Here is a 12,403-nt window from a genome sequence, read left to right as displayed (position 1 = left end):
AATGTTCGCGTCCCATTTAAAAACTTACTTTATGCAAAACATGCGATCTTCTCAGATACACAATAAATCTACCTGGTTGCTTATACTTACCTGTTTAGTTTTGTCCGGGCTCATCTGCAACTTACAAGCACAGATCATAAGCCCAGCCGGGAAACTTATCAGTAACACTACTATGGATGCTTTTTTGAAAAAACAAATGGATTCGTTGCAGCTCCCGGGGGTATCTATCGCATTTATAAATAAAGGTAAGATAGTTTATCACCGGGCTTTGGGTATAAAAGATATTAAAACAAAAGCGCCTGTAGACGAGCAGTCGATTTTTGAAGCAGCCTCACTTTCCAAACCAATATTTACTTATTGGGTTTTAAAAATGGCAGATCGCGGAATATTAAGCCTGGATACTCCTTTGTATAAATATCTTCCCTATCCTGATATCGCACATGATGAGAGATACAAACTAATCACCGCCCGGATGGTGCTTTCTCATCAATCCGGGTTACCAAACTGGCGCTTCTTTCCCGCTGATTCCGCGCTGCACGTTAAACCCGGGAACCTTTACTTGAAATTTACACCCGGCACCTCATTTTTTTATTCGGGCGAGGGTTTTCTTTACCTGGGCAAAGTGATCGCTCATCTGCTTAACCGGTCATTGCAAAATATTGAGCCGGTATTTGAACAAGAAGTAACCGTTCCCCTGCACATGGCCCACAGTTCGTTCACTGCTAATCCCTATATCCTGAAGCACAAGGTCTCAGGTCACCAGGAGGGGCATGTAGATCCTGTTGGTGGGTCAAATTGGCCGGTGTTACCATCTTTGCAGATAGATTCAAATACTTTTAACCCGGCGGCAACACTGCATACCAATGCTTTGGACTATGCAACTTTCATCATAGCCTTAATGAAAGACAAAGGGTTGAGCAAGAACAGCATCCGGGAAATGTTCCGTCCGCAGTTAACTGTTCCGCTTGCCGAAGATTTCCGCAAGGCAGGTTATTCAACCTGGGGGCTGGGCATAGCAATTGCACAAAGCCCGGTGGGTACGTTTTACCTGCATTCGGGCAATAACGGTAATTTTCAATCTGGCTTCCTGATGGATAAGGCCCGGCAGTCCGGCTATGTATTTTTTACCAATTGCGATCACGGGAACACTTTTAATGAGAAACTGGAGGCTTTCCTTTCGCTTAAATAGGTTTACTATATTTGCTGCATGGATACACCACTCCAACTTTCCACTTTTGAATCTGAGTTTCGCGTACGCCCCGATGATATCGACATGTTTCAGCACGTACATAACAGCAAATATTTTGATTATGTACTGGCTGCGCGTTACGACCAGATGGAGCGTTGCTATGGAATGGCGATGGAAAAATTTATGGAACGCGGCTTCGGGTGGGTAGTACGTACCGCCCATGTGGATTATAAACGTGCTTTAACCATGGGCGATTACTTTATTGTGAAAACCGGTATTGAAAGTATTGACGACAAAGGCTGCCGTGTGAAGTTTACCATCACCAATAAAGCCACTAAAAAGATCTGCTGCGATGGTTGGTTTGATTATGTGATGATTGACATGGCTACTGGACGCGGTGCAAAGATCCCTCAGGATGTAATTGATCAGTACCTCATCTGATCGCCCGTTTTAGCTCCGCGGATGGAATTGGCTGATGGTGCTTTTTAAATACTCCCTGTCTAAATGGGTATAGATCTCTGTTGTGGTGATACTTTCATGTCCCAGCATCTCCTGTACTGCCCGTAAATCGGCGCCCCCTTCAACCAGGTGTGTGGCAAAGGAATGCCGAAAGGTATGCGGACTTATCTTTTTCTTCAATCCGATGGTTTCAGCCAACCCTTTGATGGTTAAAAAAATAATCTGCCGGCTTAACCTTGTGCCGCGCCTGTTCAGGAAAACATAATCCTCCTCACCTCTTTTTATAGGGTTATGTACCCTTACATTTTCTATCCAGATCTTCAGCGCTTTTATAGCTTCGCTGCCTATCGGCACCAATCGTTCCTTATTGCCTTTACCGGTCACCTTTATAAATTCAATATCAAGGTACAGGTTGGAGAGTTTCAGTTCGGTAAGCTCGGATACACGCAGGCCTGAACCGTATAGAGTTTCCAGGATGGCTTTGTTTCGCATGCCTTCGGGTTTGGAAAGGTCTAAGGCAGCTATAATTTTGTTGATCTCTTCATAGCTCAATGTATCCGGCAGTTTACGCCTGATCTTGGGCGATTCGAGCAGTTCTGACGGGTCAGATTTAATAATATCTTCCATCAGCAGGTATTTATAAAACGCTTTGATCCCGGATAGGATCCTGGCCTGGGATGACGGGATCATCCCCAGCTCATTTATCCAGTTGATGAACTCCCGTAAATTAGTTAAAGTAATTAATTCCGGTTTTAACTTAACTAACTGTAAATCTGAATATTGATATAGCTTTTCTATATCCCTGCTGTAAGCTTCGATAGAGTTGTCGGACAGCGACTTTTCTAATTTTAAATATGCCTGGAAACCTTTTATTGCCGAACGCCAATCCAATTGATTTTAGTTTTGATGATTTATAGCTAAGTTTGAACTAATGAAGATACAAATTATAAACGGCCCCAATTTGAACCTGTTAGGCGTTCGCGAAAAATCAATTTATGGCGATGCCAGTTTTGAAACCTACCTTGAAACTTTGCGCCAACGCTATGCAAACATCACCATTGATTATTATCAAAGCAACATTGAGGGCGAAATTATAAATAAACTGCATGAAATTGGGTTTAGTTACGATGGTATTGTGATGAATGCCGGCGCGTATACCCATACTTCTATTGCCATTGCCGATGCAATTGCAGCCATCAATACGCCGGTTATTGAAGTGCATATCTCCAACGTACACAAGCGCGAGGAGTTCAGGCATAAATCAATGATAGCGGCCAGTTGCCGTGGAGTAATTGCGGGTTTCGGGATGGATAGCTATCGCCTGGCCATTGAAAACCTGTCGCTCAAATAATATTAAAATATTTATCGTTTTGATAAAACGCTTTTGGTGTAAAAGCGTTTAAACATTGCTTTCAGCTTATTGTTCCAGATGCTTAAAATATTCCGGGTTGCCGCGCTAAGTTTACTTTTTATTACGCTGTTATTCAGTGTTGATGCATTTGCCCAAGCCAAAAAGAAAAAGCCAAGATCGGTAAGAGACTCGCTTCGGGCTTCTATCCTTTCGCGCGATTCGATGATGCGGGCGCTCAAACGCTCGGATACATCGGTCAATAACCTGCTGCAAAAGGTTGAATATTACACATCTGCCTTTAACCAGATCAAAAGCAACCTGTCAAAAAAGTTAGATACGGCAGAGATCAGCACCAAGCTGCCATCATTTGAAAGGCGGATTACGCTCATCAAATCGCTTATTGATAATGATAAATCAAGCACGTTAAGGTACCTGTATACCATCAGGGATGTGCTTACCCGCAGTGATGACCAGCTTGACCTTTGGCAGGAGCAGCTTGCGGATATCAACAGTAAACTTGTTCAAAATCAAAACGATCTGGACGCTATATCGCGCGACAGCGTTTTAAAGATCCTGCCTGCCGATAGCTCGCTGGCTACCACTTACCTCATCCAGAAAATAGCTATCGACAGTAAATACCATCGCCTGGACACCACTAACAAAAAGGTGATGGTAAAAGTAGGCCTGCTGCAAAACCGCACCTCGGCTGTTTATATTTCGATACTTGACCTTAAAGACCAGATTGATACCAAGATCAGGGATTTCAGCATCAGGGCGATGTCTCAGGAGTATAGCAACATATGGAACATGAACGCTGATGAAGGCAGCGATTTCGGCCCGGCAACAAAAGCTACGGCCGATATGAACGCCAAGCTGTTCAACTTTTTTATAGGTCGGGATATCCTGATCCATCTTTCGGGCTTGGTGGTTTTATTAGTATTTTTCGCCTGGGTTCGCGCCAGTCGGCGTAGGATCATACGTGATAACGATACGCCCGAAAGTGTGTTTAGCCAGGCCAATTACGTTGTAAATTATCCGTTTGTATCCTCAATTGTTTTAACTTTTACGTTGCTGCCAAACGTTTATGATCACCCGCCGGTAATTGTATTGGAGATGTTTTTATTGGTGCTGATGATTGCCCTGCTTTACCTCATAAAAAAGGCATGCCCTGCAACTATGTTCCGTTATATGCTGCAGCTATTTGGCATCACTATTATTTACAGCCTGAGCAATCTTTATATCCAGGTAACCAATATCGACAGGGTAGTTATATTAATTTCAGGCCTCGCTGCATCGGTAATAAGTTTCAGGTTTTTATCAGAAGTGCGCAAGGCCAGGGCTGATTACCTGCCTTATACCGGCTTTATATTGAAGGTTTTCATATTTCTGCAGGGAGCATCTTTTTTATGTAATGTTTTCGGCAGGGTGAGTTTGGCTAAAATCATTGGTGTTAGTGTAGTTTATAACCTGTGGCTTGCCCTTGCTATGTATTACATAGTGCATATCATTATGGAAGCCTTGTTCCTGCAACTGGAAGCCGGTAAAAAGAGCAACAACCTAACTTCTTTTATCGATTATAAATTAATGCAAAATAAGTTCAGGAGTGTGCTGAGCATATTGGCTACCTTGCTATGGCTGGTAATGCTTACCCAAAACCTGAACGTTGAAGATACCGTATTTGATTACCTGGGCGATTTTCTGACCAAAAACCGCAGCATCGGGGGTACCAATACCCAGTTCACGTTTCAAAGCGTGATCATATTTGTGGCCGTGATCTGGCTGTCATCTATCGCGTCAAAGATAATCAGCTATCTTTATGATATTGCAGCCAAGCATGCCAATGATATTGATGTAGCCAAGAAAAAGAACCGCACCTCTACCCTGCTTATCCGTATCGGGGTAATTGCTTTAGGCTTCTTCCTGGCCGTAGCTGCTTCAGGAGTGCCTATTGATAAGATTACTATCATTATCAGTGCCTTTGGTATTGGTATTGGTTTTGGCTTACAGAATATCGTTAACAACCTCGTATCGGGTTTGATACTGGCTTTCGAGAAACCGATCCAGGTTGGTGATATTATTGAAGTTGACAGCCGTTCGGGTACTATTATGGATATCGGCATCCGTGCCAGTAAAATTGCTACCGCCGATGGCGCGGAGGTAATTATCCCTAACGGCGACTTAATATCTCACCACGTAATTAACTGGACCTTAAGTAATAACAATCGCCGGGTTGAACTGATTATTGGGGTAGCATATGGATCAAACATTGAGCAGGTTAAGGCAATATTGTTAAATTTATTAACTAACCATGATGATATCATGAACCAGCCATCGCCTTCTGTATTCCTGCATAATTTAAATGAAAGCTCGGTTGATTTCAGGGTGTTTTTCTGGGCAGCCGATATCAATACCTGGCTTGGACTTAAGAGCCGCGTATTAGCCGATATTTACGATGCATTTAACAGAGAAGGTATCGAAATACCGTTCCGCCAGCAGGACGTACGCGTAATATGGCCAAAAGGCTTGCCTCCCATTAAAGTAGAAGCGCGGGGCATAAGCGACGAAACTGAGCCGGAATAGGGTACAGATGCCGCTAAAACTCCGAAGGATCAAGATCAGTAAAATGAGTTTTCTTTTTAACAAAGAAATCCCAAACTATACTGCCTCTGTATATGCCTTTTGTGTTTTGTACCGCGTTGCCTTTCGCCTTTTGCCTTTCGTCTTTAACCTTCTTGAAGAAACTTAACACAAAGCTTTGATGTGCCCTGCTTACTGCCCAGGCATCTTTGCGTTTACCTTCCATCAAAAACCTGAACAAGGCCAGGAGATCCATTATAAAACGGATGCTGATCACCCAAAACGCCCGCCAAAATGGAAGGTTCTTTTTTATAAGCAGCAGGTTATTCCTGAAATTGAGATAGGTCTTAAACGGGTTTTCGGCATTTAATGTACCGCCGCCAACGTGATATATGGTTGATTGCGCGCAATACATTACTTTATAACCCATGTTTTTTAAGCGCCAGCAAAGGTCGATCTCTTCCATATGGGCAAAAAAGCTTTCATCAAAGCCGCCGGCTTCATCCCAAATGCTTTTTTTGATAAACAAAGAAGCTCCCGATGCCCAGAATACCTCACCTGATTGCTCATATTGACCGTTATCCTTTTCCAGCTCGTAAAAGATTCTGCCACGGCAAAAGGGATAGCCGTGCTTATCAATAAAGCCACCGGCAGCGCCGGCATGTTCAAAGTATTCTTTTTGTGCGTATGACCGGATCTTGGGAGCAGCAGCAGCGATTAAACTATCGCTTTTCATTAATTCAATAACAGGTTCAATCCATCCTGGAACAACCTCAACGTCCGAATTAAGCAGGATATAATAATCGGCATCAACCTGGGCCAGCACCCGGTTATACCCCCCTGTAAAGCCGTAGTTTTTATCATTTTGGATAATCCTTACCGATGGATAGTTTGCGCGCATAAGCGCTACTGAATCATCCGAAGAAGCGTTATCCCCCATAACGATATCCAGGTTAGGATACGTTGAGGATAATACCGAAGGAAGAAATTGTTTAAGGTACTTTGCGCCGTTCCAGTTTAAAATAACTACAGCAACTTTAGGTGTATGGGTCATCTATGTAAATCCTCCGGCTTAAATTTCCATCTCCGGTGCGACCATAGCCAATATTGCGGTTCTCTCCTGATCATCCCCTCAAGATATTTAACATGCATATCTGTTATTTCGTATTCGGCAGTTTCTTTTGGTGTTTCGGTAAGCGGGATTAGCGTATATTCATAATATCCGCGTTTTACCCTTTTCATGTCGTAAAAAACAACAGCTGCGTCAATTGTTTTGGCAATTTTTTCGATACCCAAAAATACCGCAGTAGGCTGGTTTAAAAAATTGGTGAAATAGTTTACCTCATGCATCACGGGAGTTTGATCGCCCACGAGCACACTTACAGTAAGTTCTTTACGGTATTCAATCATTTTACGCAATGTTTGCTTCATGGCAACCGGCTGCCCACCAAACCTTGAACGGATCTTAATGAAAAAATCATCAAACGTTTTGTTAGACAGGTTTTTGTAAATGATCATGAACCTTTTATCGGTAACAAAGTTGAAATTTAGGGCTGCCATTTCCCAATTGCAATAATGGCCGGCAACTGCAATAATACTTTTACCTTTAGTAAAGTATTCAAACACCAGGTCGGAATTGGTAGCCACTACCCTTTTCCGGATCTGTTTTTCTGATACGGTGATCATTTTAATGGTTTCCACTATCAGGTCGGCCAGATAACGATAGTATTTTCGTTCAATATCACGGCGCTCCTGATCTGTTTTTTCGGGAAAGGAATTGCGGAGGTTTTGCTGCACTACATCACGGCGGTAATGAACAATGTAATAAATAATAACAAATGCGATATCGGATAAAATGTATAAAAACCAAAAGGGAAGCAACGATATAAGGTATAAAATTAATATCCCTAACTTAGTAAAACCCTTTTTTATCATTATTTTAGCCAATTTTGAGCACAAACATAAAATATATGATTGAAAAAGGCGCTGTGTTACCCATGTTTTATCTTCCGCCGGTAGATTATTTTGTACAATTAAATACGTATAAGCCTGATATACTGATAGAAAAAGAAGAACATTTCCCCAAACAAACTTATCGCAACCGGGCTAATATCTACTCGCCCGATGGTGTTCTGGCATTGGTGGTTCCGGTAATAAAAGGTTCAAAAAATCACACTAAAGTTAAAGATGTAAAAATCAGCTACGATTTTATGTGGCAGCGCCTGCACTGGCAAAGCTTGCAGGCTTGTTATCGCCGTTCGGCTTATTTTGAGTTTTATGAAGATGACTTTGCACCTTTTTATGAAAAACAAATTACCTACTTGTTTGATTATAATCAGGAGCTTTTGAACCTGCTGCTCAAGCTCACTAAAATAAAAACGGAATTAAATTACACGAATGAATACCAGGCCGAATATCCGAACCTGCACGATTTTCGGTTTTCTATTCATCCTAAAAAAGAAAGCGAAATGCAGCAGAAACCATATTTCCAGGTATTTGAAGACCGACGGGGCTTTATGAAAAACCTGAGTATTATTGACCTGCTGTTTAACCAGGGCCCGCAAACCGTAAACTATTTGTAGATGAATGGCAACTTTAAACGCCTGCGCCTTAAAAAACACAAACACGCAGGAAATGTAGGTGACAGACCGGGTACTATCAGGGTAGCCGAGGATGCCCTGAAACCCATTATATCCGTTTACTCATACAATAAAGATGAGTTAGTAACATGCGAGGGCAAGGATATCAAAACAGCCTTAAAACAGCTAAATAAATGTGATAATCATACCCATTGGATTAAGATTAATGGTTTGGGCGATGCCTCGCTGATTGAGCAAATTGGTGAACATTGCAATATCAATCCCCTGGTTTTGGAGGATATTGCCAATACACACCAGCGCCCCAAATTTGATGAATACGAGGATTATGCCTTTTGTACCAGCCGCATCGTTCAATTCAATAAGGATAATGAGATCATTAACTGCCAGTTTTCAGCTATCATAAAAGATAATATCATCATTAGTTTTGAGGAGGATCACACCGAGCGCTTTGATGCCGTAAAAACCCGTTTAAAAGCCGGAAAGGGCGCTATCCGTACCGCGGGACCCGGATATATGTGTTATGCGCTTACTGACACTATAATTGATACCTACTTTGTGCTGCTTGCCGAAATTGGCGACCATTTGGATGCCCTTGAAGATAAGCTTTACCTGAGCGCCGATAAAACCATCATGTTTAATGCCCAGCAGCTAAAACGTACGCTCATTGTTGTACGCCGTGCCAGCTGGCCAGAGAGGGATAAGATCAATGACATGATCAGGTCTGAAAGCCCGCTGATAACGCCGGAAGTTAAATTGTTTTTGCGCGACGCCTATGATCATTGCATCCAGGCCATGGACCTCATTGAAAACTATAAAGAGGTAACGTCAAGTATCATCGACCTGTACCTATCCATGGTAAGTAACCGCATGAACGAGATCATGAAGGTGCTTACTATCATTTCTGTGATCTTTATCCCGCTTACTTTTATAGCCGGTATCTACGGGATGAATTTTTCCCGGCAGGATGATAAAGGCCATCTTCTGCCGGATAACATGCCAGAGTTATATTGGCACCATGGTTACATTTATGCTATCGTGTTTATGTTTTTGATAGCCATAATACAGGTATTTGTATTTTGGAAGAAAGGCTGGTTTAACAGATTGTAGATGCCCCCCAGCCCCCTAAAGGGAAGTTATCGGCATAAAAAAGAAGCGTTACGAGTACTGCTTCTTTTTTTAATGGAGATGGGTAAGAAACCTGATCAGAATCCTCCCCCTTTAGGGGGTCGGGGGGCTTGGGCTTGAACTTGTTTCTTCACCATATACAGGATCTCGCTCAATCCATTTGTTTTGATCTCAAATGTGGTTGAGAGCATCATCCCCATTTTATCTTTAGTAAATCCTTTACCCGACATCCATTCAAGATATGATACAGGGATATCAGCTATAATAGTGCCTTTATACTTGCCATAAGGCATTCTGGTTTGTACAATATCAATTAGGATCTTTGGATCTGGTCTTAAATTTTCCACGCGGTAAAGGTACGCACAAACCGATGGGATTCTGCTTCTATTCCTGCAATCCTTTTATAATAAAAAATGTTGCGAGTGCAGCTGCGATGCCAACTGTTGCTTTTAAAATACCGCTGCTTACATAAGGCGGAATATAGGTTACGCCCATTTCATCGGCAACAGCGGGATGCTCTACATAGCGACCTTTTGTCGGTATTGCCACTTGCTCAAAGTTATCGGCCAGTTCGTGTAATTGATCATGCAGCTCACGGCCGCGCATTATGGGGCCATGGCCTGCCGCTACTGTGCGTGGTTCAAGCGCGGCAAGCCTGCGTACTGATTGGGCAGCAGCTTCCCAGTCGGTAGTGAAATACCTTGGCGGTCCGCTTAACTTTTTAAGCGAACTAAATGAATATAAAGCTGATTCGGCCTTAGTAGTTGAAAAGGCATCCCCGGCTACAAGGGTCGAATTTATTGGCAAAAACAGGGAAATATGGCCCGCCGTATGGCCGGGTGTGTGAATGATCTTCCATTCGGGCAGTTCGGGGATCCCTTCCTCCATATCGATGGTTTTTACTTTAGTACCGAGGTTAATGGGGGATGTTGGGAAAAATACCGACAACAAGCTCATCAGCCCGTCGGTCAGCGATGGATCGGCTGGTGGGTATGATGACAGGCCTGTTAGGTAAGGCAATTCAAGTGCGTGGGCATAAACAGGTACATTCCAAATCTCCAAAAGTTCTGCTAATCCTCCCGAGTGGTCGGCATGTCCATGTGTGAGCACAATAGCTGCAGGCCTAGTTCCCGGGCCAAAAAGCTCTTCGGCCATGGCAATTATTTTTTTTGCCGAACCTTTTAACCCCGTATCAACCAAAACCCAACCTTTGGCAGCACCGGGACGGTTGGCGATCATGTAAACATTAACAAATAATAGTTTAGTTCCCCATACCCTTTGCGATACCTGGAAATATTTTGTACTGAGCCTTCTGTTCATGGTTTATAATTATTAACAAAACGTAACTCGTGTATTAAAAGTTTTAGTTGCTTAAATTTAAATACAATTTTATCAGTCTAAAATAAATAACATGGCCTTCGGCTTAACACCAGCGCAAACAGAAACTGCCAGAACTATGTTAGGTTAGTAAAACTATAAACACTATGAAACAACAATTTGATGCCACGCTTACGGGGACCGATAGCATTATTGAAGGTACAGCGCAACAGGTGACCTGGGCGGGTTATGCCAATGCATATGAGTTTAAATCGATAGATGGCACACTACATTTGGTAATTGTCAAAGATCAGGATAGCGAATGGATCAGGATTGATGGTACAGAGCCTTACCTTTCGAGCTGGATTGATGAACTGGCCGAACAGGCGGTAAGCCACTCTTTATAAAAAAAGGAAGCCGGATCATTTGCCCCGGCTTCCTTCGTTATATTTCATATGGTTAATCCAATTCAATTGGTTTCATTTTAGGCACCAGGAAATGCATAATGAGCCAGGCTAAAATGTAAGCGCTTCCGCAAACAAAGAACATAATATAATAGGCTATCTCAATTTTACCGATTGACCGGTAATACACAAACAGGTTTTTTTGCACGGCAAGCGACAGGAACACACCACCGATAGAACCGAACATGCCACCTAAGCCCGTTACCGAACCAATAGTGCGTTTTGGGAACATATCCGAAACTGTGGTGAATATATTAGCGCTCCATGCTTGGTGCGCCGATGCTGCTATCCCTATCACTATAACCGCAAGCCACATATTAACACCACCCAGAATTTGCGCAAATATGATTGGTATTACCGCCAGTGCGTAAATAAACATAGATGTTTTGCGGGCTTTAAATACAGGCCAATCCTTTTTAATAAGGTTCATAGGCAACCAACCGCCGCCAACACTCCCAAAGGTAGACATGGTATAAACCAACGCAACGGGAATGGCTATTTCTGTGCCCTTTAAATGATACTGGCTTTCCAAAAAATCGGGGAGCCAGAACAGGTAAAACCACCATATAGGGTCGGTAAGGAATTTACCTATAACAAATGCCCACGTTTGCTTAAACGAAAGCAGCTTGCCCCAAGATATTTTCTTTTGCTCAACTGGCTGTAAAGCTTCAGTTTGACTGTCATGATCACTGTTGATGTAATCAAGCTCGGCTTTTGATACCTTGCTATGCTTTGAAGGTGCGCGGTAAATTACCTGCCATAATACAAGCCATATAAAACCGATTGAGCCGGTTATGATAAATGCCCAGCGCCATCCCCAGGCAGCTGCTATAAACGGAACTGTTAAAGGTGCAACTATAGCACCTATATTTGCACCCGAGTTAAAGATCCCCGTAGCAAATGCACGTTCTTTTTTAGGAAACCACTCGGCCACGGTTTTAATAGCTGCAGGAAAATTTCCCGCTTCACTAAGGCCCAATGCAGAACGCACTACGCCGAAACCAAAGGTGCCACCAACAAAAGCGTGGCACACCGCCGAAATACTCCATAGTAGTGTTGAAAGGAAATAGCCGAGTTTGGTGCCTATCTTATCGATGATCCGTCCGGCAGCCAGCAAACCTATTGAATAAGCTATTTTAAAAGCAATCTCAATATTGGCATAGTCGCCATCATTCCACTTAAACTCCTTGGTAAGGTCTGATTTAAGCAAACTGATTACTGCCCGGTCAAGGTAATTAACGGTTGTTGCGAAAAATACCAGCGAGCAGATCACCCAGCGGTAGTTTCCAACTTTTTCTTCTCTCATTATAATTTAGGTTAA

13 protein-coding genes are annotated in these 12,403 nt (G+C 42.8%); 7 read left to right on the top strand and 6 right to left on the bottom strand.

Annotated features, from left to right (window positions below; genetic code table 11):
• Nucleotides 1-172 precede the first annotated feature (172 nt).
• Nucleotides 173-1,189, top strand: coding sequence for a serine hydrolase domain-containing protein (locus ABID99_RS11830; RefSeq protein ID WP_373613828.1), 1,017 nt, complete (start codon nucleotides 173-175; stop codon nucleotides 1,187-1,189).
• Nucleotides 1,190-1,207: 18 nt separating this feature from the next.
• Nucleotides 1,208-1,630: a thioesterase family protein gene (locus tag ABID99_RS11825; protein WP_090525696.1), complete on the top strand. Its 423-nt coding sequence runs from the start codon at nucleotides 1,208-1,210 to the stop codon at nucleotides 1,628-1,630.
• A 9-nt stretch (nucleotides 1,631-1,639) separates the two neighbouring features.
• Here the strand turns inward: ABID99_RS11825 and xerD are convergent, their stop codons facing one another.
• Nucleotides 1,640-2,539, bottom strand: coding sequence for a site-specific tyrosine recombinase XerD (xerD, locus tag ABID99_RS11820; RefSeq protein ID WP_176624721.1), 900 nt, complete (start codon nucleotides 2,537-2,539; stop codon nucleotides 1,640-1,642).
• A gap of 40 nt (nucleotides 2,540-2,579) precedes the next feature.
• Between xerD and aroQ the strand changes: the two genes are divergently transcribed.
• Both aroQ and ABID99_RS11810 read left to right on the top strand, forming a co-directional pair.
• Nucleotides 2,580-2,999 (top strand): type II 3-dehydroquinate dehydratase, encoded by a 420-nt coding sequence (aroQ, locus tag ABID99_RS11815; protein ID WP_090525703.1) that lies wholly within the window; start codon nucleotides 2,580-2,582, stop codon nucleotides 2,997-2,999.
• A gap of 78 nt (nucleotides 3,000-3,077) precedes the next feature.
• On the top strand, nucleotides 3,078-5,579 hold the full coding sequence (locus ABID99_RS11810) for a mechanosensitive ion channel family protein (RefSeq protein WP_373613827.1): 2,502 nt from the start codon (nucleotides 3,078-3,080) through the stop codon (nucleotides 5,577-5,579).
• Nucleotides 5,580-5,592: 13 nt separating this feature from the next.
• Here ABID99_RS11810 and ABID99_RS11805 read toward each other — a convergent pair whose 3' ends face one another.
• Complete coding sequence (locus ABID99_RS11805) at nucleotides 5,593-6,630, bottom strand: glycosyltransferase family 2 protein (protein ID WP_373613826.1); 1,038 nt, start codon at nucleotides 6,628-6,630, stop codon at nucleotides 5,593-5,595.
• Nucleotides 6,627-7,511 carry a lysophospholipid acyltransferase family protein gene (locus ABID99_RS11800; protein WP_373613825.1) on the bottom strand — a complete coding sequence of 295 codons (885 nt, stop codon included), beginning with the start codon at nucleotides 7,509-7,511 and terminating at the stop codon, nucleotides 6,627-6,629. Before ABID99_RS11800 ends, ABID99_RS11805 begins: the two co-directional genes overlap by 4 nt.
• A 35-nt stretch (nucleotides 7,512-7,546) precedes the next feature.
• Between ABID99_RS11800 and ABID99_RS11795 the strand changes: the two genes are divergently transcribed.
• On the top strand, nucleotides 7,547-8,158 hold the full coding sequence (locus ABID99_RS11795) for a WbqC family protein (RefSeq protein WP_373613824.1): 612 nt from the start codon (nucleotides 7,547-7,549) through the stop codon (nucleotides 8,156-8,158).
• Nucleotides 8,159-9,283: a magnesium/cobalt transporter CorA gene (gene corA, locus ABID99_RS11790; protein ID WP_354482882.1), complete on the top strand. Its 1,125-nt coding sequence runs from the start codon at nucleotides 8,159-8,161 to the stop codon at nucleotides 9,281-9,283. It begins immediately after the preceding gene.
• Nucleotides 9,284-9,378: 95 nt separating this feature from the next.
• On the opposite strand, the gene ABID99_RS11785 is transcribed toward corA, so the two are convergent.
• Together ABID99_RS11785 and ABID99_RS11780 are read right to left on the bottom strand one after the other, a co-directional pair.
• Entirely contained in the window at nucleotides 9,379-9,648 is a 270-nt protein-coding gene (locus tag ABID99_RS11785; RefSeq protein ID WP_373613823.1) for a DUF3820 family protein, read from the bottom strand.
• Between the two features lie 37 nt (nucleotides 9,649-9,685).
• Nucleotides 9,686-10,621: an MBL fold metallo-hydrolase gene (locus tag ABID99_RS11780; protein WP_373613822.1), complete on the bottom strand. Its 936-nt coding sequence runs from the start codon at nucleotides 10,619-10,621 to the stop codon at nucleotides 9,686-9,688.
• 164 nt (nucleotides 10,622-10,785) lie between these two features.
• Here ABID99_RS11780 and ABID99_RS11775 point away from each other — a divergent pair, with 164 nt between their 5' ends.
• Nucleotides 10,786-11,025 carry a hypothetical protein gene (locus tag ABID99_RS11775; RefSeq protein ID WP_090525721.1) on the top strand — a complete coding sequence of 80 codons (240 nt, stop codon included), beginning with the start codon at nucleotides 10,786-10,788 and terminating at the stop codon, nucleotides 11,023-11,025.
• 52 nt (nucleotides 11,026-11,077) lie between these two features.
• On the opposite strand, the gene ABID99_RS11770 is transcribed toward ABID99_RS11775, so the two are convergent.
• Entirely contained in the window at nucleotides 11,078-12,388 is a 1,311-nt protein-coding gene (locus ABID99_RS11770; protein ID WP_091164847.1) for an MFS transporter, read from the bottom strand.
• Nucleotides 12,389-12,403 lie beyond the last annotated feature (15 nt).

Origin of the sequence: Mucilaginibacter sp. OAE612, assembly GCF_041806395.1 — a bacterium.
In the GTDB taxonomy this organism is placed as follows: domain Bacteria; phylum Bacteroidota; class Bacteroidia; order Sphingobacteriales; family Sphingobacteriaceae; genus Mucilaginibacter; species Mucilaginibacter rubeus.
The sequence above is the reverse complement of the archived record's forward strand: the minus strand, read 5'-3'. Positions and strand labels throughout refer to the sequence as shown.

What these genes read in the sequence shown, in the direction of transcription:
- ABID99_RS11825 (WP_090525696.1), top strand. Translation starts at nt 1,208, where the DNA reads ATGGATACACCACTCCAACTTTCCACTTTTGAATCTGAGTTTCGCGTA.
- ABID99_RS11800 (WP_373613825.1), bottom strand. Translation starts at nt 7,511, where the DNA reads ATGATAAAAAAGGGTTTTACTAAGTTAGGGATATTAATTTTATACCTT.
- ABID99_RS11770 (WP_091164847.1), bottom strand. Translation starts at nt 12,388, where the DNA reads ATGAGAGAAGAAAAAGTTGGAAACTACCGCTGGGTGATCTGCTCGCTG.
- ABID99_RS11805 (WP_373613826.1), bottom strand. Translation starts at nt 6,630, where the DNA reads ATGACCCATACACCTAAAGTTGCTGTAGTTATTTTAAACTGGAACGGC.
- ABID99_RS11775 (WP_090525721.1), top strand. Translation starts at nt 10,786, where the DNA reads ATGAAACAACAATTTGATGCCACGCTTACGGGGACCGATAGCATTATT.
- ABID99_RS11810 (WP_373613827.1), top strand. Translation starts at nt 3,078, where the DNA reads ATGCTTAAAATATTCCGGGTTGCCGCGCTAAGTTTACTTTTTATTACG.
- ABID99_RS11780 (WP_373613822.1), bottom strand. Translation starts at nt 10,621, where the DNA reads ATGAACAGAAGGCTCAGTACAAAATATTTCCAGGTATCGCAAAGGGTA.
- aroQ (WP_090525703.1), top strand. Translation starts at nt 2,580, where the DNA reads ATGAAGATACAAATTATAAACGGCCCCAATTTGAACCTGTTAGGCGTT.
- ABID99_RS11830 (WP_373613828.1), top strand. Translation starts at nt 173, where the DNA reads ATGGATGCTTTTTTGAAAAAACAAATGGATTCGTTGCAGCTCCCGGGG.
- corA (WP_354482882.1), top strand. Translation starts at nt 8,159, where the DNA reads ATGAATGGCAACTTTAAACGCCTGCGCCTTAAAAAACACAAACACGCA.
- ABID99_RS11795 (WP_373613824.1), top strand. Translation starts at nt 7,547, where the DNA reads ATGATTGAAAAAGGCGCTGTGTTACCCATGTTTTATCTTCCGCCGGTA.